At 53.1% G+C, this 21,091-nt stretch carries 21 protein-coding genes; 15 read left to right on the top strand and 6 right to left on the bottom strand.

Going from position 1 to position 21,091, the window contains the following annotated elements; translation table 11 throughout:
- Positions 1-60: 60 nt before the first annotated feature.
- Positions 61-1,122 carry a radical SAM protein gene (locus HY788_02115; protein ID MBI4772971.1) on the bottom strand — a complete coding sequence of 354 codons (1,062 nt, stop codon included), beginning with the start codon at positions 1,120-1,122 and terminating at the stop codon, positions 61-63.
- A 332-nt stretch (positions 1,123-1,454) separates the two neighbouring features.
- On the bottom strand, positions 1,455-2,414 hold the full coding sequence (locus HY788_02110; GenBank protein MBI4772970.1) for a UbiA family prenyltransferase: 960 nt from the start codon (positions 2,412-2,414) through the stop codon (positions 1,455-1,457).
- A gap of 525 nt (positions 2,415-2,939) precedes the next feature.
- Between HY788_02110 and HY788_02105 the strand changes: the two genes are divergently transcribed.
- Positions 2,940-4,652, top strand: a complete 1,713-nt coding sequence (locus HY788_02105; GenBank protein MBI4772969.1) for an AarF/ABC1/UbiB kinase family protein — start codon at positions 2,940-2,942, stop codon at positions 4,650-4,652.
- A 43-nt stretch (positions 4,653-4,695) separates the two neighbouring features.
- On the opposite strand, the gene HY788_02100 is transcribed toward HY788_02105, so the two are convergent.
- Together HY788_02100 and HY788_02095 are read right to left on the bottom strand one after the other, a co-directional pair.
- Positions 4,696-5,289 carry a class I SAM-dependent methyltransferase gene (locus HY788_02100; GenBank protein ID MBI4772968.1) on the bottom strand — a complete coding sequence of 198 codons (594 nt, stop codon included), beginning with the start codon at positions 5,287-5,289 and terminating at the stop codon, positions 4,696-4,698.
- A gap of 6 nt (positions 5,290-5,295) precedes the next feature.
- Positions 5,296-5,997: a ubiquinone/menaquinone biosynthesis methyltransferase gene (locus HY788_02095; protein ID MBI4772967.1), complete on the bottom strand. Its 702-nt coding sequence runs from the start codon at positions 5,995-5,997 to the stop codon at positions 5,296-5,298.
- Between the two features lie 256 nt (positions 5,998-6,253).
- On the opposite strand from HY788_02095, the gene HY788_02090 reads away from it, so the two are divergent.
- From HY788_02090 to HY788_02045, 10 genes are all read left to right on the top strand, one after another.
- On the top strand, positions 6,254-6,499 hold the full coding sequence (locus HY788_02090) for a hypothetical protein (GenBank protein MBI4772966.1): 246 nt from the start codon (positions 6,254-6,256) through the stop codon (positions 6,497-6,499).
- A gap of 513 nt (positions 6,500-7,012) precedes the next feature.
- Entirely contained in the window at positions 7,013-7,684 is a 672-nt protein-coding gene (locus tag HY788_02085) for a response regulator transcription factor (GenBank protein ID MBI4772965.1), read from the top strand.
- Between the two features lie 873 nt (positions 7,685-8,557).
- The gene (locus HY788_02080) at positions 8,558-8,956 is read left to right on the top strand and encodes a response regulator (GenBank protein MBI4772964.1); all 399 of its coding nucleotides are present in this window, start codon (positions 8,558-8,560) and stop codon (positions 8,954-8,956) included.
- Positions 8,935-9,393, top strand: coding sequence for a response regulator (locus tag HY788_02075; protein MBI4772963.1), 459 nt, complete (start codon positions 8,935-8,937; stop codon positions 9,391-9,393). The genes HY788_02080 and HY788_02075 overlap by 22 nt, the downstream gene beginning before the upstream one ends.
- Positions 9,394-9,478: 85 nt before the next feature.
- Complete coding sequence (locus HY788_02070; GenBank protein ID MBI4772962.1) at positions 9,479-9,781, top strand: hypothetical protein; 303 nt, start codon at positions 9,479-9,481, stop codon at positions 9,779-9,781.
- 176 nt (positions 9,782-9,957) lie between these two features.
- The gene (locus HY788_02065) at positions 9,958-10,962 is read left to right on the top strand and encodes a sensor histidine kinase (protein ID MBI4772961.1); all 1,005 of its coding nucleotides are present in this window, start codon (positions 9,958-9,960) and stop codon (positions 10,960-10,962) included.
- Positions 10,963-11,398: 436 nt separating this feature from the next.
- The gene (locus tag HY788_02060) at positions 11,399-12,529 is read left to right on the top strand and encodes a site-2 protease family protein (protein MBI4772960.1); all 1,131 of its coding nucleotides are present in this window, start codon (positions 11,399-11,401) and stop codon (positions 12,527-12,529) included.
- A 234-nt stretch (positions 12,530-12,763) separates the two neighbouring features.
- The gene (locus HY788_02055; GenBank protein MBI4772959.1) at positions 12,764-13,039 is read left to right on the top strand and encodes an AF1514 family protein; all 276 of its coding nucleotides are present in this window, start codon (positions 12,764-12,766) and stop codon (positions 13,037-13,039) included.
- Between the two features lie 27 nt (positions 13,040-13,066).
- A complete protein-coding gene (locus HY788_02050; GenBank protein MBI4772958.1) occupies positions 13,067-13,453 on the top strand; it encodes a class II SORL domain-containing protein in 387 nt (128 codons plus the stop codon).
- A 277-nt stretch (positions 13,454-13,730) separates the two neighbouring features.
- Entirely contained in the window at positions 13,731-14,450 is a 720-nt protein-coding gene (locus tag HY788_02045; GenBank protein ID MBI4772957.1) for a response regulator transcription factor, read from the top strand.
- A 101-nt stretch (positions 14,451-14,551) separates the two neighbouring features.
- On the opposite strand, the gene HY788_02040 is transcribed toward HY788_02045, so the two are convergent.
- Together HY788_02040 and HY788_02035 are read right to left on the bottom strand one after the other, a co-directional pair.
- Positions 14,552-15,328: a hypothetical protein gene (locus HY788_02040; GenBank protein ID MBI4772956.1), complete on the bottom strand. Its 777-nt coding sequence runs from the start codon at positions 15,326-15,328 to the stop codon at positions 14,552-14,554.
- A 699-nt stretch (positions 15,329-16,027) separates the two neighbouring features.
- On the bottom strand, positions 16,028-16,504 hold the full coding sequence (locus tag HY788_02035; protein ID MBI4772955.1) for a universal stress protein: 477 nt from the start codon (positions 16,502-16,504) through the stop codon (positions 16,028-16,030).
- Between the two features lie 656 nt (positions 16,505-17,160).
- Between HY788_02035 and HY788_02030 the strand changes: the two genes are divergently transcribed.
- The 4 genes from HY788_02030 to HY788_02015 all read left to right on the top strand — a co-directional run bounded on the left by HY788_02030 (position 17,161) and on the right by HY788_02015 (position 20,868).
- Positions 17,161-17,817, top strand: coding sequence for a hypothetical protein (locus HY788_02030; protein ID MBI4772954.1), 657 nt, complete (start codon positions 17,161-17,163; stop codon positions 17,815-17,817).
- A 4-nt stretch (positions 17,818-17,821) separates the two neighbouring features.
- Positions 17,822-19,057: a glycosyltransferase gene (locus tag HY788_02025; GenBank protein ID MBI4772953.1), complete on the top strand. Its 1,236-nt coding sequence runs from the start codon at positions 17,822-17,824 to the stop codon at positions 19,055-19,057.
- 357 nt (positions 19,058-19,414) lie between these two features.
- The gene (locus tag HY788_02020; GenBank protein MBI4772952.1) at positions 19,415-19,948 is read left to right on the top strand and encodes a YIP1 family protein; all 534 of its coding nucleotides are present in this window, start codon (positions 19,415-19,417) and stop codon (positions 19,946-19,948) included.
- A 785-nt stretch (positions 19,949-20,733) separates the two neighbouring features.
- Positions 20,734-20,868, top strand: coding sequence for a DUF3096 domain-containing protein (locus HY788_02015; protein ID MBI4772951.1), 135 nt, complete (start codon positions 20,734-20,736; stop codon positions 20,866-20,868).
- Positions 20,869-21,091: the final 223 nt, after the last annotated feature.

The following is a 21,091-nucleotide window of genomic DNA, read 5'->3' as shown; positions in this document are numbered from 1 at the left end:
CCCCCGCCGGGCCGATACTCAAAAACATCTGTCGAGGAGACTTAAAAAATAAACATTTAATCATTTAACCGTCGTCAGACGACTGAGAACCTTCGCGTAGTGACTGATCATGGCGGTGTTGTTATACCAGCACCTGCAGTCCCCATTTCTCGCGATCTCCTTACGGGTATGGTTAAATAGTTCTGAATACCAGATCGTCCGGAAACCCTGCTCGCGCACCGATCCGACACACACGTGCTGTTCCAGGCAGGGATAGACGCTACCCCACGGATCGATACGAACCATGAGCGTTCCGGCGTAACAGCGCATGGCCGGGTAAACGCCGTCCTGCCTGAGACTGCGTATAAGCCCGTCCAAATACTTCCCCTTCCTCAAGGGAGTTCCGTCGATTTGGCGGGCGAGTCTCACAGGATCCAGTCCAAAGGTCTCCTTGTCCAAGCCGGTGTAAAAGGCGCCGGTACAGAAGTGCGCGGGTTGGAACAGTACATCATCGGCGATTTGACTCCATTTCCGGTAGTAGCGTTTCACTTCATCCACGTTCCGGTTGGAAACGGTCATTCTCACGCGAACGAGGGGGCGATCATGCGGCGAGGAAGCCATCAGGCGTCTGACCCCTCTTTCGATTCTTTCGTAGGAGCCGGGGACGCCCCGAATCGTGTCGTGAGTATCCGCCGCAGCGCCATCCACGCTCACGGTAACGCAGGAAGCGCCACTGTAGGACAGGGATTTGACGTGTTCCTCTACGGACAAGCCGTTCGTGCACAGATTGACGCACATGCCGTATTTGGCGAAGCATCGGATGATGGAGAAAATGTCTTCACGCAGCAGGGGTTCGCCGCCGGCGATACTCACAAGCTGTACCCCCATCCTCCGGAAGACGTCAGCGAGCCGCTCATATTCCCCGAGTGTCAACTCACCCCGGCGATGATCCCTCCATCTCTGACACATCCGACACCGGCAGTCGCAGCGATAGGTGACGTCGAGCTCGGCCATGAACGGACCTGAAACCGGCGGCCGCCCCTGCCGGTCCGCGAGGATATTCTGCCTCGACCGCCACAGGCACGCAGCAAAGCGACTCGAGAGAAGAATGCGACGATAGAGCCAGAACCTGTCGAATCTCATTCAAGAAAACTCGTCAAAAAGGATTTCGGGAGACCGAACATTCTCCTCATAATGCCCCAAAGGCGTATCCGAATCCAGCAAAAGGAACACCACACGTTGCGGTCAGGGATTCTACCCAATGTGAATCGCGAGCAGGATGACACATTAGAACATCCGGCTTTACTCCAAAATAGGGTCAACACATGAAAGGCCACCCTATGCCTATCTACACTCTTCTCCACTTCACATTTGTCGGCCGCTGAATTTGGATCCCCCACGAACCAAACCAGGATAATTACCACACGAAGGACCATGGCCAAATCGGATATGATCTTTCGAGCGTTGTGCGTGGATCAAGTAGAGTAGGCAAGAATCCTGATCGTCAAAACAATCAGCAGGGCCAAAGGGTAGTAACTGGCCTTCTTGAACAGGATCAGGGCCTGGAGGCGCTCCCTGGTTCGAAAGAGCCGGTAGGCCGGAATCAGGAGCAGATAGAATCCGATAAAAGAAGAGGCCGCACCATACAGGATTGGGAACTCTTGGTCCTTCACGAGGAGAAGAGCCGGGTTCATGATGAACGCGACGAAAACGCAGGCAAGGGCAATCACGCTAGCCCGTTTGGCGCCGAACTGAATCAGCACCGTTTTTGCCTGGAAACGCGTGTCTTCTTCAATCTCCGCCCAATCGTTGGGTATGTTTTGGCCGCCGATCTCCCAGGAAAAAAGCCAGCAAAAAAGCATTCCCAGAAAAAGCAAGGAAGGACTGGAATCCACGGCATAGACGGCGGCGAGAGCGCCGCATGTTTTCACGGCGCCGCTGACCACTGTGCGAAAGGGGCTGATTTTCCACAAGAGGCAATAGACGATCTCGAGGGAGGCGCCTGCAAGGAAAATGAGAACACACACCGGGTTCAAAAGGTAGGCGCAAATCAGGGATACGAGGGCCCATCCACCGGCCCACAGCAGCCCTTCCAGGAAACTCAGCAGACCCTGCGCCATAGGGTGTCTCACCATGGCCCCATCGAGATAGTTCTCGCACTGCCGGCACCCTCCCTCCAGGACTTTCTTTCTATCGTTCCGGAAGTCGACCAGATCATTCAAAGCGTATACGGCCGTGTACCCGGCAAAGGCCGTGACGAACCCCAGGACCATGACCCGCGCCGAAGGAAAAGCCCTCAACCACAGGAGCGCTGAAAGAGCCGGCGCCGCAAGATCTAGGAGCAGATGGGGAGTTCTAGAAAGGGCTAAGAAAGGCTTCAGTCGTGAAAGACCTGCCGGGACCCTCCGACCAAGCATCACATCTGGATTTCTCATAATGGCGGCAAGCTCTCAAGTCCGTTTCCGGACGGCATTCGTCCCTCCTTTTCCTCTTGTCCGCATAAGACGAGATTCCTGTAACAAATGGAAAACTCCAATAAAAAGGGGCCATTCGAATGTATCTTATTCAAGCCTAGGAATCAACGCGGTTCAATACGTACGGTCTTCGTGAACGAAGACCGGGTGATTCCGGGCTCAAACTACACGACATACCGTAGTACCCCATCGTCATTTCCCATCAGAAGAGCCGCAGGAGGATCCGGCAGGTCCGTCTTTACAATCGGCCGGTAAGAGCGTATTCTGACCACGTCGTTGCTTCACGACAAGACACCCCTCACGAACAGCCACCTTGGAAACGAAACCTCCGGTGAGACATTTCGGAGGCTTGGAAGGTGTGACCAGTAACAGGTTCGCCGCTCAATCCGATCAAAAGACTAGGTTCTTGACGACCCCCGGAGATCAGCCGTCCAGGCCCTCGGCTGAGGCGCTCATCTCAGCCCGTCGTCAGGGAGGGAGAAGACAATGAGACCTATTGGGGCTCCCGGTGGCCGGATACCATTGAAAAGGGCCGCCGTCATCTCGTTGCTCGTGATGAAACACAGCCTTGGAGATGTGACGGAGCGGCTTCTGGGTAGGACGAAGAGAGGGAAAGAAGCGGCCGACGAGCATTTGTGGCTCAGATCCGGATTTCCGACACCCACGAGATTCCGTATGGCCCTCCAAGACCTGGGGCCCACCTTCGTAAAGATGGGACAATTGATGAGCACTCGGGCGGATATCTTTCCTCCCGAATATATCGAGGAGTTCAAAAAGCTTCAGGATCAGGTTCCCCCGGCGCCTTTCTCAGACATCAAGCAGCTTGTCGAGGGACAGCTGAGGCGCCCTCTTCTAGAAGTATTCGCTGAATTCGACCCTGAGCCACTGGCCGCCGCATCGGTTGCGCAGGTTCATCTCGCCACCACGCGGAACAACGAGAGAGTAGCCGTAAAGGTAATCAGACCCAGAATACGAGGAAAGATCCAAGAGGACATCCGATTGATGTACTACCTGGCCGCTAGATTCGAGAAAACGTTCGAAATGGGCCGCATCATCGGAGCCACGGAATTGGTCAAAGAGTTCGAACGCGTCATCTACAAAGAACTCGACATGTTCATCGAAGGGGGGAGCATCGAGAAATTCAGAAAGAACTTCCGGGGGAGCAGCGAGATTTACATCCCCAAGGTGTATTGGGACTATACGACCAAGTCCGTGCTCGTGATGGAACATATCGACGGCATCAAAATGGATCATGTACAGGAGATCGAAGCTCAGGGCATCGACCCCAAAGAAGTGGCTTTGATCGGTCTGCGCTCTTTTTCGAAACAGTTGATGGAGTACGGTTTTTTTCATGCGGACCCCCACCCCGGGAATACGATCGTGTTGCGTGACGGCAAGGTCTCTCTCGTGGATTTCGGCATTACAGGCTACCTCGATAACGATACCAAGCAACAGGTTGCCAATCTCTTTCTGGGTTACGCCGAACACGATTACGACATGGTCATGGACGCCTTGCGGAACGCTGGCCTGGTCGACGAACAAACTCAGAAACTGGGGAACTTCCGGGCGGATTTGGAGGACATGAGCGAAACCTTTTACGGCCGGTCCCTGAGTACCATTTCATTCAAGGACATGTACGACCAGATTATGCGCCTCGTGCTCAAGTATCGTGTCCGCCTTCCCAGAAACCTCTTGCTGCTCCTAAAAACCTTCGTGCAGACCGAAGCCCTTGGCAAGATCTTGAAAAGCGACGCGAGCATTCTCGAAGTGACACGGCCTTACGCCATCCGATTGATCGAACGGGAGCACGATCCAAGGAAGGCGTTCAGGAGGATGAACCGTGAAGCCCGGGACGTTGGCGGACACGTGAAAGTCATGCCGAAGTTCATGCACGAAATCCTGAGACAAGTGGCCGAAGGGAAACAGCGCATCGAACTCGTGCACGGGGGGTTTCACGATCTTGACGTGCAGATCGACAAGGCGGTCAACCGCCTGACAGTGGGAATGATTGTTTGTGCTTCCGTGATAGGAGGTTCCCTCGTTCTGAATTCCTCTCAAACGATCATGGAATTTACCATCGAGTTCCTGGGCGACAGAACCATATCTTTGACCGGCCTTCTGGGCATTTGCGGGTACGGCATCGCTACGATCCTGGGTCTCTGGTTGATCATCTCCATATTTCGGAAGGGGAGGCTTTGATGGCTTCGACCAGTGGCAAATGCCTATTCCAGGCAATTTCCGTCTATTCCTTTTCGGCAACTCCCAGAATACCAAAGCGGCTTTCACGATAGGAGGATCTGAGCTTCAGACCAACTCCCGACAAGGCATTCCGGTAATCCGGGCCGAAGAAACGGTCTTGCGTAGGGTGGACCAGAAGACGTCGGAAGAGCCGGTTGGCGTAGAGAGGCGGATAGATCTCTTCGAAGTAGAAAGCCCCGCCTTTGACAAGCACACGGGAAATCTCCTTGATTCCCTGTCTCCAATCCTCGAGATGATGTATGATCCCGAAGTTGAAGACCGCGTCGAAACAGGCGTCCCCGTAAGGAATGTGCTGCGCATCCGCCACCAGGAAAAAGATTCGGCATTTGCCTGATCCGGTAAGCTTTCGAACCGCAAGCTCGATCATCGCCGGATCGATGTCAATTGCATCGATTCTTCGCGGGGAAAAGGTTCTGGAAATCATTTTTGCGCCCACGCCGCGCCCGCAGCCGATTTCCAAACAACGGCCGCCCGGCGCCAGAGGGCGAACTTGTTTGAACCAGAGGGCCTCCCTCGTCTGTGCCAGCATACGCACCGGGCTGTTCACCCAAATTCGTTCAGGCCAATTGACTTTCATGATTTTTTAGGAAGAACGTTTGATTCCGCTGTAAATTTTGGCGATGCCGAAGGTAAGGCTCCGGCTTTTCACTTGCTCGAACCCGGCTTCCGCGATCTCGGCGCGAAACTCCGCATCAGTGGGGAACCCGCGAATGGATTCCACGAGATACGAGTAAGCATAGTCGGTCCGGGACAGCCAATTTCCCAACGGTGGTAAAATGTGGTTAAAATAGATGCCATAGAGTCGGTTCAGCACGGCGACATCCGGAAAGTCGAACTCCATGATCAGAAGCTGACCGCCTTCTTTCAACGCCTGCCTCATTTCATCCAGAACGACCCGGCGCTCTTCAATATTGCGGATACCGAACGAGATGGTCGCGCAATCGAAAGAGACGCTTCCGACCGGTAATCGGCGGGCGTCTCCAACCAGCAAATGAATCCGGTTTTCCAGGCCCATTGCCTTGATCTTCTTCCGGCCGATCGACAGCATGCCGGGAGAAAAATCCACTCCGATAACCCGGGCCCCGGCATGGCGCCCGCAAATCTCCATCGCCACTTCAGCGGTGCCGGTGGCCAGATCGAGCACCAGCGGACCGCTTTCAAACTTGAGGGATTTTGCCAGTATTCGCCTCCAACGTGCGTCTTGCCATAGGGAAAGGACGCTGTTCTGAAAATCATAAGAGAAGGCTATGGACTCGAACATCTTTTTCACTCGAAAATCCTCCACAGCCTTCCCTCCTGGCTCCTCCTAAGGTTCCGCGCAGCAAAGGTGTTCCTTCCGCGCCGATTCACCGCGTAGCAGCTTTTCCCTTCAGTGTCAACACGGCCCCCTATGGACGCTCGGTCCCTCGTGGAACGGGGGAGACGTGGAATGAGCTTTCATCCCCGGATAAGTTATGTTTGACTTCTGTCAAGGCTAGTGTCAGAGTTAAAGTACTTGTTATACCGACTAAAAATTACGAGTATACTCAGGGAGAAGGGACATGAAATTTGAGGATGACTGGGACGATTTGTTCGATGTAAGAATCGGTCCTTTCGGCATGGGAGCGTTTTTGGGGCCCAGACCTTTCAGGGTGAAATACTCGCGAACTTCCGATTCGAACCTGCTGCGCCTCAGGATAAACAAAGGGGTCGAAAAAGGAGACATTAAAGTCCGGTTCGTGGAAAAAGGCCTGATCGAAATCGAATGGCCGCTCCGGACACAAGGCGAAGAGATTCCTGTGGAGTAGATGGGCCGGCCCACGGCCGCCGTTTTCGCCGTTTTAAAAGGTTTTCTTCACAGGAAAACCGCAGGCGGTGAATGGTGGTTTCTATACATTTTGCTCAATCGCACAACGGCCAATCGGATCCATGGCGCAGTACTTACCTGCTCATCGATTGACGGTCGGAGAAATAGCCACGAGGGTCTCCATAAACTGATCAAGAAACGGAGAGAGCCTGGGATCTGGAGCACGCCATTCTCGACATGGATTTCGAGCCTATGGCCGTGCCGGACAAAGATGGCGGGGAGGTCTTCGCCAATAGAGCAATGTCACGGCTCATCCTTATCCCCCGGAACCATATTGGAGGAACCGATGTCGCGGATTTCAATGCCGCCGTTCACGAACAAACAGACCTTCAATCAAATCTCATGTCAACTGGAAACGCAGATCGGGAATGGCGCCCACGTACTCCTTGAAATTCCGATGGACTAAAGCGGACTCACCAGCGAACATCCGACACGCTTCCGGAGGTCAAGCAACATGAGTGAAAAGGCGACCGTGCTGATTGCGGACGACCATCACGTGGTGGCCGAAGGCATCCGCAGGGCCATTGAAAAGGAACCCGATCTGGAGGTGGCGGGAGTGGCCACGGACGGACTCCAGGCCATCGAACAGGTCAAATCCCTCAAACCGGATCTGATCGTTCTGGATATTTCCATGCCGAATTTGGATGGAGTCGAAGCAGCGTCCGAGATCCGGCAATGCAGCGACCGAAGCCGTATCGTCATATTCACCATGTTTTCGGACACGGCGTATGTGACCGAGTTGTTCAGGCACGGTGTTTCCGCCTACGTGCTCAAGGAAGAGCCTTTGTCGGATCTGGTGCTGGCCCTCAAGGTCGTACGAGCGGGTGGAACGTTCTACAGCAAAGCCATTCAGAAGAAGCTTCAGGATCACATGAGGAAGCTGGAACTGGGCGAGGTGAGAGACCACACCGAAGCCGGTGACGAGATAGCGAAGCTCAGCGTTCGGGAGAAGGAGGTGTTCGTCCTGCTGGCCGACGGTTATACCCCCAAGGAGATCGCCGACAAGCTTAGTATCAGTCCGAAGACCGCTGAGAGCCACAAGTACAACATTATGGAAAAACTGGACGTCCGCTCAGTCGCCGCCTTGACGAAAATAGCCATCAGGAAGGATCTGATTGAACTTTGAAATACATTTTCGGGCCTGAATCAGGCATTTCCCGATAGGCGATCTTGTTGAAGGACCGCATTCGGAACCGTTTTGAACCACCACCCGCCCTCGCTGGGAGCCTTCCCCCTCGACAGGCTCGGGTTCTGAACAGCACGAGAGAAAGCTGACCTCGCCCCGTCCCTTTCCAGGAGGGTAGGGAGAGGCGGAGGTTCGTAACCAATAGATATACCGCGCTGATTCGCTTACTTTTTCCACATAGCCTTCACCGCACTCTCCCTCTGAAAATGGACCGGAATGAGGGATCTTCTCGCAAAGCGCCGCCGTCCGACGCCTTTCAATGTGCTTTTGCACTGGGTACTTACACAACATCTTGATGACCTCATTTCATTTCCTACAATATATGGTATGCCACTTGAACTGACCCTTTTCTGCGATATTCCTTAGTAAAAATCAGGCTTATCCCGATAGACCTTTTCGCCTGCATGAGCTTATATTCCAAACTAAAGAGACCGGTTATCTCCTCTAGAGAAACAAACATTCACAGCGGCCATGTCAGGCCTACAGCAATTAGACTGATCCTCTCAACCAACCGGGACATTAGAATTATCAATAAGGACATCCTCAAAATTAGCTATTGAGTATACAACCACATAAACAATTATTAAAAAGTATGCTGCCTGAAACATTAGGGCAATATCCATGTATTAATAAGCCACATAGTATGTTTTGTAGCTTTTATATCGATAAGGATCAGACTGAATGCGGTGTAGTATGAATTATCTGTATGGTACTTAAAATGACAAACTCATTCAATTACCGGATTCCCATAGCTTATCAGACCAACGATCCTTTAAGACGTGTTTAGTAAGACAGCTAACAAGGGGTAAGCACATGGCTCGCATTATGATTATCGACGATCAGGCGTTCTATAGGGATTACCTGGCCTATGAACTCCGACAAGAGGGACACCGGATTTGCTCGGGGCCCGGGACGGACAACATCCTCGAAGCCGTCGACACACTCCAGCCGGATATCGTGCTGATAGACCCCTTTTATAGGGACTTATCCGGATACCGCCTTGTGGAGCGCCTTAAGGAGGAATATCCCCACCTCCCCGTGATTCTCATGAGTGTGTACGACTCGGGCAGGGCGGAATCGGACAAGGTGACCTGCGACGGATACGCGATGAAAAGCGTGGACACTACGGAGATCAAATCGACGATCCACGAACTCCTCATTGCACATTTAACCAAAGGCATGGAGGGAAGATGTCTAGAGTACTCTTCGTAGACGATGACTATCATATTCGGGCCCTGTATGCCGAAGAATTAGCCGAAGAAGGATATGACATAATCACGTGGGGAGATGTGTCACGTCTGATGGATGTCATCAGCATGAAGAAACCGGATGTGTTGGTAATGGAGATTCATCTGGAGAAGGAAGACCAGTGGGATTTACTCAAGACGGTCCGTAAGGATTGCCCGACACTGCCGGTGATTCTCAATACGGCGACGTTGAATCTGCCGATAGAGAGGGATGTGTTGGTGGCCGCGCACGTGATCAAGAGTATCGACATGACGGAGCTAAAAACCAAGATCAGGTCGATTCTTGAGGTCGCTTCGGCCTTCCGGTGGGACCTGCCGAAGTCGCCTATGCTTCCGGCATCGCTGCAGCAGAACGCGACTCAGCCTCCTCTACTGCTGACGTATAACAGCCGTTCCGAATGATCTTCACCGGAACCAAGCGGCTTCCGACGCCTGATGATTCCCCAGGTGTAGGCGCCGCATTCGAGTGACACGAGGAGGAATTCAGGTGGCCGGCAATTTCAACATTCTTATGCACATCAGCGGTTCCAATTTGCACTTACGCTTGACGGGGGATTTCGATGGATCTTCCGCATACGAATTGATCAACCTGTTGAAAACAAAGAGGACCCGGTTCTCGAAGGTGTTCATCCACACCAACGGTCTCAAGAAAGTGCTTCCTTTTGGTAAGGAGGTGTTCAGGAGCCAATCCGGCTTCAAACAGAACGATTCGGCGGCCATCATCTTTACCGGTGAGTGCGCCCCTGACCTGGCGTTGGGAGGCAGCGCGGTGACGGAAGGATTCAAATGAAGGAGGAACCAGCACCATCCGGCTCTGCGCGGGCTACGCCGGCGAGACCAAGGGCTCTGGCACATTCCCCGGCGACGGTGCAGGTTCGAAGTAATTTCCGCACCAAATTGAGCGGCTCCGTCAGGCAAGACCGCCCAGGAAACAACCTTTTCAAGGAGATCGAGAGGTGAACGGCCGTGTCAGAATACCAAGTTTCGACGCAATACGAGGCCATCGACGTTGGCGAAAGCGCCACTGCAAAGATGAAAGACAAATATGAAGCCCTGGAGAGGTTGGCCGGCATATTGAAAGACGAAAATCGGGACTTGAAACAATTGGTCGAAGGGCAAGAACCGGTGCGGCAACACTCCTCCTCGCCTTTCTATCTGGATGACGTAGGGTTTCCACGCATGAACGAGTCCGTTCGGAATTACGCGCTCACGCCCGACGGCCGTATGGTCCGCGCCACATACGGTACATACAACGGATCGGTCCGGACACTGCAATACATAGAAATTGAGGAATTGAGACGCCAACTGAGAACGGTTTCCGCTCAGGTCGTCGACGCCCAGGAACAAGAACGGAAACGCGTCAGCAGAGATCTGCACGATGGTGTGTGCCAGTCTTTGATTGGACTCCGAATTCTGCTGGAAACCGTCCTGTTCAAGGCTGAAACGGAAAAGGCAAATTGCCAAATGATCCGGCAGGCCCTTGAGACGGCGCGCAAAACGGAAAACGACATTCGATGCATCATGGCCCAGCTGAAGCCGCCCAACCTCAAGGAACAAGGGCTTAAGAAGTCGATCGAGCAAGCTCTTGATGCCTTCAAACTATCCGGCTCGCTGGTGGATGTTCGTTCCGAAATTACTGCGGATCCAGCAGATATCCGCGACTCCCTCCAAGTAGTGATGTACCGAATCGTCCAGGAAGCCATCAACAACATCTACAAGCACAGTGACGCCAAGACGGCTACGGTCTCTCTCCGTCGCGATGGCAGCGCGCTCCAGCTTGTCATCGAAGACAACGGGAACGGCTTCGATCCACGAGCTGCTCTCAACAAAAACGGCCCGGTCAAAGGCATGGGACTTACGAGCATGCAGGACCGCGTTCACGCCAGTTGCGGCAAATTCATGATCGAGACCGAGGTTGGCCGTGGCACCCGCATCGTCTGCGAGTGGGATGCCAATCTCCATAAGCCATAGGGAGGCCGCCGCGCCCCAAGGCGGCATGTGCCGAGTCACACTCGCTGGATGCGGTATGCCGACCTAGCCCACCAAGGTGGTGAGCGTCGGATTGTGACCGGACCCATCGGGCCTTCGTTGATACCTCTGCCACAGACAACGCGTTGCTCCGAACCGCGCGGCCTTATCATGTGAAACTCACGGAAGCCTCGTGTCTGTAGGCCCGGGCCGGAAGGCATATTTACCCTCAGGCAGCAAACAACATCCTCTCCCCGGCCGATGCCTACCTCCCCTCTTCCCTCTGGTAGCTTCGAGGGTGTTCGCGACTTAACAAGGGACTTTTGTGCAAACTACATGTTAAGGTATTTAATCTATATCTTGACGGAATACTGCAACGTATGGTTGTACTAGGCGACATGACTCACATCCGCGCCGGCATGCCGTTTTGGAGGAAAACATGTTCGGACGACGCATACGTATTTTCAGGCTCCTGGACTTCGATGTAAAAATTGACCTGAGTTGGATCATACTTGCCATCTTGATCACATGGTCACTTTCTTCAGGCTACTTTCCTTTCTATTACAGGAACTTGGCGGAATCCACCTATTGGCTGATGGGAGCCATCGGCGCTATCGGACTCTTCGTCTCGATCATCATTCATGAACTGGCGCACTCCGTGGTCGCTCGGGCTCAGGGTCTCCCAATGAAAGGAATCACCCTGTTTATCTTTGGAGGCGTTGCCGAGATGGGGAGTGAGCCCAACAGCGCCAAAGCCGAATTCCTGATGGCGGTTGTCGGACCCCTCACCAGCCTGGTTTTGGCCGGTTTCTTTTATGCTCTCTACGTATTCGGGCAAGGGAGGTTACCCTCGCCTGTGGGCGGCGTTCTGGGATATCTTTCCTTGATCAACATCCTGTTGGCCGCGTTCAATCTCTTGCCGGCATTTCCTCTTGACGGCGGCCGTATCTTGCGTTCCGCTCTCTGGGTTTGGAAGAAAAACTTGAGATGGGCCACGGGAGTTTCTTCGAAGATCGGGGCCGGTTTCGGGATCGCATTCATCATACTGGGCGTGCTGAACATTTTGAGAGGCAATTTCATCGGAGGCATGTGGTGGTTCCTCATCGGCATGCTCCTGCAGGGTGCAGCCAAAGGATCGTACCAGGAGATGCTGACGCGACGGGCCCTCGAAGGCGAATCCATCGGCCGCTTCATGAACAAGAATCCGGTCTCGGTGCGCCCTGATCTGACCATCGAGAGCCTCGTCGAAGACTTTTTCTACAAGTATCACTACAAGATGTTTCCGGTCGTCACTGCTTCGGAAAACCTGATTGGATGCGTTTCGATCAAACAGGTGAAAGAAATACCCAGAGCTGACTGGAAAGAAAGGCAGGTGGAATACATAGCGGAAAGATGTTCCGAAAAGAACTCCATCTCTCCGCACGCCGATGCCGTTCAGGCGTTCTCCGTCATGAGGCGTAACGGAGCCAGTCGCCTGATGGTTGTTGACGAAGGCAAGCTGGTGGGCATCATTTCCTTGAAAGACATGCTGAGTTTCCTGGCCCTCAAGGTCGACTTGGAAGAGGATTGACCCCATGCTCGGATAGTTCCGAGTTCGTAGCCGGACTCCAACTTAAGCACCCCCGTTCAGGATGTCAGGCAGATGATTCCGGGATGGTGACCCGTTTAAACCGAGGGCGTCGCAAGAAGCCCAAGAAGAAAGTACCGGAAGTAAAAGGAATGTGAAGTAGAACTTGTCCGTTTTCCTCCAACACCATTGCGAAAAGTCGGGCTCGTGGTTCCCTGCACTCAAATGACCCGGCAGATGCTGAACGATCCTGTTCGCATCCACATGGGAGATCACCGGCTAAGCTTTGAAACGGCCAAACAAACGGCGGACACCGTTGCCCGGAAGAGCGCGCCTTCCCCTATGCTGCTGGCGTGGTTCGACCGCCGGAGACAGGTATTTTCACCGCAGGTGGAATGCTGCAGCGAGGAAAAGCCCGGATGGCTCGTATATGCAGAATCGAGGGGTGGCAGCTTGGTGATCGACATCAATGACGAGGAATACGTCTTCGTTTACTTGCCGGAAGCGCCTTAAGAGATCCGCCATCCACTCGCAGCCTTTTTGCATTCGTCGAACGCTACGGAAGATTGGAAAACCGAAAAGCACGTTCCCGTCATCGAATGTCCTGAGAAGGTCAAAGCGGACGAGATGTTTGAGGTCAAAGTGACCATTGGTAAGGAAGTGGATCACCCAAACACGACTGAGCACCATATTCGCAGGATTCAGCTCTACTTTAAGCCGGAAAGCGCCCGGGTCGCCTACCAGGTCGGAGCATTCGAGTTTACGGCTCATGGCGAATCCACGGAAGGTCCGAATACGGGTCCGGTTTACACTCATCATTGCGCAGCAGCCAAAATGAAAATCAAGAAAAGCGGAACCATCTTCGCGACATCCCTCTGCAACATCCATGGATTGTGGGAGAATTCAAAAGCCGTCTCACTGGGTTAGCATCAGACGAGCCGAGTGGATTTCAGTACGGAACAGCGCCGGGGGGGAATGCCCGTTGATCGAACGGAACCGACCCCTCCGGCATTTCCGCGACTCCGCCGATGGAGGAAGCATCGGCTTTTTTCCTATGAATTCAAGCAGCCCGGTTGAGGTTTAAGGCGTTAGCCGGTGGATGATAAATCCTGATGAAGGGATGGCATCTTGGTGACCGGGAAATGGATGACATTCGCTCATTCAGAGCATATAATCTTATCGATGTACTGAAATTGACGTATCCATGTTCTTAATCTTTCCATCGAATTTTTTAAGACTTGTGAATCAGAAAGAAGGTTATAACGTGGGAAACCCAAGACGCATGGTCATCGTCGAAGATCACGAGGTCATCCGTCAGAGCTTGAAGACGCTGATTTCCGCCAAGACGGACTATCAAATCGTTGGGGAAGCCGCCAATGGCCTGGAGGCGATTCGCATCGTCCGTGAATTGGAGCCGGACCTGGTGCTCATGGACATTTCCATGCCCAAGATGAACGGACTGGAAGCCGTAGTTGAGATCAAATCCATACTCCCATCCACGCGGATCGTTATTCTAACCGTGCACAAGGAGGAGGAATTCGTGCTGGAAGCGTTTCGAGCCGGTGTCGATGGCTACGTGTTGAAACACGAATCCCAGAACGAATTGCTCATGGGATTGGCCACGGCCCTCGAGGGCAAGCGTTTCATCAGCCCGATGATCAGCGAAAGGGTTCTGGTGGGATTTCTGCAAGGAGCGAGGTCGCTCAAAGAGCTAACGTCTTGGGATACACTGACCTCCCGTGAACGTCAGGTCCTCAAGCTGATTGCGGAGGGGCATACCAATAAAGAAATTGCAGATCATCTTTTCATCAGCGTAAAGACTGTCGAAACACACCGGGCCAACCTGATGAGGAAACTGGATCTGCATAGCGCCTCCGAACTCACGGCTTTTGCAGCGAAAAAAGGGCTCATCGTGGACTTTTAGATCGATCGTTCGAAGAACGCCGGCATCGAATTGAATGGAGTTCCAAGTAACCACCGGAGGAGTGTCTCCCAAAAGCAGAGCGTTCGCGAAGGCCAGTACATTCAAGCTGCGAGCGGCCAGAACGCGGCGACACAGGTGCCTTCCCTATCCCGAGCAAAAACTTTCAGACGGCCTCCGCGGAGGCGCATTCGCGCCTGCGTAACGAGCATGCTGTCACCCGCATGTGCATGTTGTGTATCGCTCGCATCCGCCCTTGTCCGCTTCTTATCGAAGCCGCTCCCGTTGTCCTCGACCTGCAATTCCAGGAATCCACACTCGATTGCAAGGACGACCTCCATCCGGCGTGCCTGACTATGCTGAGCCACGTTGTTGATCAGAGCCTGGAACACACGAAAAACGTCCGTTTTGAGCTGGTCGGGAATGTCTGCATCATCTACTTTAAGGTGCTCGACGATATGGATCGAGGGATTCGCTTCCCGAAATTTTCGCAGGGTCCAGGACAAGGCTGACGTAATCCCGAGGACATCCAGGATAGAAGGCCTCACTTCGTCAATGATGTGTTCAACTTCGGACAGGGCGAACAGGCTCGCCGCCGAAATCTGTTCGAGCAGCTCCAACAGCTCGCTCTGCTCGGAATTCACGAGGATAGCGGCGTTTTCCGACAGCATTTTAATGGATGCCAAGGTCTGAGAAACTTCATCTCGGAGGCCGGCCGTAACATGCTTTCTTTCACGCTCATCGAAGTATAGAATCGCCTTCAACGGCGAAAGTACCTGATCGCCCCGAGGTGGAAACGATTTCTTCAGGGGGATGCCTTCCTCGATATGGGCGAGCAATTCCTCCGTGTGCTTCTTCACTTCATTCACCAGTGATCTCAACGAGCGTTCATCCTCGGGTAATCCATTCAACATCCGATTATATACATGAACGATCTCCCGGATCCGTCGCCAAGATTCTCTCTCCGAACAGGATTTACGGCCACCTTCAATCATACGTCCAATTACCTGCAATCGCCAAACCGTCAACACGGGATCGTCAACTCCCGACAATTATAGCCTTAAATACCGTTGGTGCGGATCCTTGTGCCCTGGCGTGCCTTCATTTGAGCTCGTTCGCTTGCTCCAAAGTTCCGTAAAGCAGCTAACAGCATTCTACGTCCGATGGAAAACATTTTGTATAGGTTATAAACCTCATCCTAGTCGAAAAAAAGCTGTACTAAGGGACCTGTCGGGCATATTGGACACCGCCCGCGTGCGCACGGGCCCATCTGGCCGGTCAGTATCCGATCGAATGCGTCTGGTGATCGTTCCACCTCCTTTTCCCGGCCTCATGGAGGCAAGGGTTTAAACATCGAGCCCGGATCGAACCTTGCAGGACTTGCCGGATACCATTGATGGTTCCGGGGCCCTAGGTGTTGAGAAGATCCGTTCCTCGGACGAACTGGTTCCGAAGCCTGTATCAAGAGACGGAGGCGTTGATCCAAAATGGAAATAGAAAGTCCGCGCCGGCATCGAGGCGATAGCCTTTTGTGTTTACATTACAATAGGTTCCCGTTTGGGCGAGTACCCAGGCCGTCGCTACGAATTCTTCGAGGCGCCCGTTTCTTCCGTAGGATGTAGAGTGAGCACGGGGCACGAGCTGAGTCGCACCACCTTTTCAGCAACCGATCCGAAAATCATTCGCGTCAAGCCCGTTTCGCCGTGCGTGGAAAGTACGATCAAATCCACGTGCTCCTCTTCTGCCAGGCGCGTGATTTCTTCTCCCGCACGCCCGATCGCCACGAAGGGTCGAGCGGATACGCTCTTGCAAACGCGATTTTCAATTAGGTCTTTAAGGGACTCCGCAGACGCTCTTTGCATTTCATCCAAGTAGTTATTCTTCGTGAAGATAGGAATTGTCCCTGTAGGTCGAACGGCAGTCATGGGCGAAACGACGTGAATCAGGATCAGCTCCGCGCCAAAATGAAGAGCCAATTCGTCCGCCACCCTGATTGAAACATTGGAGGCTTCGCTGAAATCGGTGGGACAGAGTATCTTTTTGATGGGTAATAGCATGATGATTCTCCTCGCTCATTTCTTTCCGGAACCGCCCCGGAGACATAAGCATATGCTATCCGATTGATTACCACGAAGCGCCGATCTCGCATATAAGGTCTATGCAGTATTTGTTCCTATCGGATTGACCATCTGTTGGAACACACCGTTCCGGCCGGAGATCATCTCGACTCATCTTCAGATCTACATGGTCCTTTTCCCTAAATTGGGTTGTCCAACTGATACGTCGGATGCAAGTTAGCCATCATAATGTCGGAAATTCGAAGGATTCACGATAACCAAGAGATGAAAAAACCGATAACCTTAGCGATGAACCCCTGTTTGGAGGTGACTGTTCGCGGTACGGTTATCGCTCCTGAGCTCAAGGTGGGGTGTCGAGGCGATCATCACGATTCGGGAGGAAGCGGCGGACTGCATGGTCCGGCCACCTTAGGAACACGAGTTCCGCAGATCCGTGGGTAAACGCGCCCAAGCCATGGTTGAGGAACAACTTTTGATCAGTGGTTATCCAAAACCGCATATTGATCTGTTCAATGCGTTTGAAACCACGTATAAACTGACTGAGTCGTAGCCGCGAATCATGACCCTTTCGGGTTCGTCGAAGAATCTGATCCTCGATTTCGGGGGAGTGTTTATGCTTGCTTGGGGAGTCAAATATGTCGGAACCTTTTGAGGTCAAAGACTGTGCGCTCATCACGCTTGCCACGGGCTTAAAAGCCTTCACCTGCCGGGAAATTGCGGAAGCCGTAGCGAGGGTCGATGCCTCGAGTATTTATCATCACTTTTGGGGAGGATTACTCAGGCCGGGTCTTGAAGATCCGGAATATCAGAACGATTTCGCCGCATGGGCTTGGCACGGTCTCAACGACGCGGTTTTGGCCGAACGGCTGTCCATCATCGATCCAACGGCGTTCCCCGATACCGAGGAGTTGCGTCAAGAGTTGATTGACGTCATCGAGGAACATATTGACGAATCGGAAACAGCGAAATGGAAAGCCGCCAATTTCGAATTCCATTTTATCAATTCCCAACTGGTGATCTTCGATACCAAAGTTAGGCTGCATGAGCCCGAAGACCTTAGGATCAATGCTCCCCTCATGTCGGTGGGAAGTATCTACTATCACTTGATCGACGGGCGAGGACGATCCTACACCGGAGCGAATGATTTCTCCGGTTGGCTTTTGCAGTTTGGTGAAAAGTATCTAGCATTGGCCGACAAAATCGCGGAAATTGACCCCTATTTCACGACGTTGGTCGACCTGAAAGCGGATCTTGTCTTCATTCTGGACGCATACATGGATGGGGTGAGCTGACGATATGGGTACCCTGATCGAAAGCTACGAAGCCATAGTTGGCGAAGCCGTTATCGAACATCTCTTCCAACTTGCCGGACCCCTTCAAGGGTCTAAGATCTTACACGTCAACTCCACCAAGGAAGGCGGAGGAGTGGCGGAGATTCTGAATCGTCTGGTACCGCTGATGCGCGAACTGGGACTGGAGGCGGACTGGCAGGTGATCACCGGTGAGAGCGACTTTTATCGGTGCACCAAAACCATGCACAACGCTCTTCAAGGAAAACGAAGCGATCTTTCCCGATCCATGATCGAAGCCTATGAGAGCGCCAACCGGGAAAACTATGAACTCCTGAAGGACAGGCAGGTTGAGTCCGACTTCGTTTTCATTCATGACCCGCAACCCGCCCTCTTCTTGAATCTATGTCCGGAGAGGAGGGGAAAATGGATTTGGCGATGCCACATAGATGTCAGTCACCCGTACCTGCCTGTATGGAAATATCTCAGACGGTTTGTTCGAGACTACGATGCCAGCATTTGGTCCATGGCCGCATTCGCGCAGAAACTTCCTCATCCCCTCTACCTGGTCCCGCCCAGCATCGACCCGTTGAGCGAGAAGAACATCCCACTCGAGGAACAGGAATTGAAAACCACCATGGAGCATTTCGGCCTGGATCCTCGGGTGCCGATCGTCGCGCAAGTGTCCCGATTCGATCGGTTCAAAGATCCGGTGGGCGTTATTCAGGCCTTTCGCATGGTTCGTAAGTATACGCCCCTTCAGTTGGTATTGGCCGGAGGAGGAGCGACCGATGACCCGGAGGGTAAAGAGGTGCTGGACGAGGTCATGGTCGCAGCGGGAGACGATCCGCAGATTAAGGTCCTCTTACTCCCTCCGGATGCCCACCGGACCATCAATGCCCTTCAACGGGTATCCGATATTGTGATACAGAAATCGGTCAAAGAGGGTTTCGGACTGACCGTAACGGAAGCGCTGTGGAAAGGTAAACCCGTTATTGGCGGGGCCACCGGCGGCATTCGTCTTCAAGTGGTCAATCATCATACGGGATTTCTGGTGAACAGCCCTGAAGGCGCGGCGCTCCGGATACGATACTTGCTGAAGCGCAAGGACGCCGCCAGAGAAATGGGAGAAAAAGGGAGAGCCTTCGTGTTGCATAATTTCCTGATCACCCGACACTTGCGCGAATATCTCACCCTCATGGTTGCGATGAGCAATAACGCGAAGGGTAGGATCGAACTGTGATTCGCTCGTCGGGTTCTCCCGAACCGGAAAGGAAGTCTTCTTCGATACGACGAACGGGAGCTGTTTTATGATCGTCCCTCACTTAGAGTTTGCACTGATAGTGGCCCTGGTCCTGTCGGCCCTATTCTTGACCGTGTTTCGACGCAGGGGTCCGCGGGCCAATGTACCGCTCTGTTCGTTCTCATCGTATTCATGGCGCTTTGGGTTTTCCTTTGGGTATTTCTCGGCCTGCTTGCAGCCGTCATTATTATCCGGTATCTTGCCTCATAACAAGGCTTAGCCGTTAGCAGGCTGGGTGCTCCGGACTCCGGCCCGGAGGCGTCCGGCATTACATTTAGCAGGAAGGGAGAAGACACTATGGAAGGAATTGCTGACCGAGTCATTCGGGCGGCCAAGCTGGATCCTCAGGTCTACGAAGAGGTGGAAGCCGACCCCCGAGCCCTAAACCAGGCCATCACCGTAGTCATTGCCTCCGGCATTGCCGCCGGGATTGGGAGCATTGCCCAATCGGGCCTCGCCGGACTCTTTTTCGGGACGATTATCGCTCTCATAGCCTGGTACGTTTGGGCATTCATTACGTATTACGTGGGCACCAAATGGCTGCCCGAACCCCAGACCCACGCCACCCATGGAGAACTGCTTCGAGCCATCGGTTTTTCAAGCGCTCCGGGTTTGATCCGCGTACTGGGCGTTATTCCTTTCTTGACCAACTTCGTATTCATCGTGTCCGGTATTTGGATGCTTGCGGCCATGGTCATCGCCGTGCGGCAGGCGCTGGACTACAAGAGCACCGCGCGCGCCATTGGGGTCTGTCTCATCGGGTGGGCCATCAACATCGCCATCATCTGGATTTTCGCGTTGATTACGCGCGCAGCCGGTGCGATGACGTAAACAACGGGACACCTCGGTGTCCAAGGCCGACCACACGAAAGCCGGCCCTATTCTCCAGCCGGCAAGGAAGCCGGCGCCGGCTCGACCGGCTTCCACTGGTTACCGATCGTCGCGACCAGCCACCGAACCCTCTTCGGATGCGTTCACCCTTGAGGTTCATATAACTCAGAGTGGACTGCACCCGAAACTCGGAAGCAGGGGTCCGGGATTCGCAACTGCCTGGTGAATAAAGGAATGGATTCCATATCCTTGAATTCGGATCGCGTCATTGAAATCATCCGGCATGTAGCCGACGTGGAAAGAGTGTAAGAAAGCGCCGCCGTAACCTATCTCGGTTTCCATCCAGAAATGGCCCTTTTTCACAATTTCGGCGTCAATCCGCGCGATTCCTTGTGCGACGTACCTCTCCGACGTACCTCTCGTACGCCTCCGCGGAATCGTTTGATTTCCTTGAACTTATAAAAAATGACACATTCTGATCCGGAAACCCCATAGCGCCCACACTTCATTTTTTGGATGGACACTATCTCAGGTGCTTCTCGACTAAAAACCGGGTATTGACCCCATGTGCTTTTCCTGCATCCGGGTGTATTTTGGTAAGGTAGATTGTCTTATGGGTCGGTTTACGTTTTTATGCGCCTCCTATCCCATCCATATCCGCTCGCGAGACGGGATAGGTTCGCCTCAACTCCTCGCAACGGCGGCCCCGGGACCTCAAATTGGATCTCAGCCATTCACAGCCGAATTCATTGTCTTACACCACCTCAGGCAGAAGGACCGTATGTATGCATTTTCCCTTTGAAGCTGTATTGGCCTTAATTTCCGGAATTCTCATTCTCATCATCCCCCGCCTATTAAACTACATCATCGGTATATATCTGATCCTCTACGGCCTTCTTAGGTTGTTCCCTCCCAGGTGACCGGGAGGGGACATAGGCTCGGCGCTGCCGAGTGAAGGAGTCGTTTCGCATTTCCAGGTAATGTATCTTTATCAGGGGACGGTCAATGTCATTGACTTAAGCGATAGGTTTGTAGGCCATAGCGAAGAGCTTCAGCTTGGGACCTTTTCTTCTTGGGTTCTTTCGTCCTGGTCGGATAGTGGACAAGGTTTTTCGTAAGAGCCTGGAGATTGCCTCTAAAATT

This window comes from Deltaproteobacteria bacterium (assembly GCA_016208165.1).
Classification (GTDB): Bacteria; Desulfobacterota; Desulfarculia; order JACQYL01; family JACQYL01; genus JACQYL01.
This window is presented reverse-complemented; position numbering and strand designations above follow the sequence as displayed.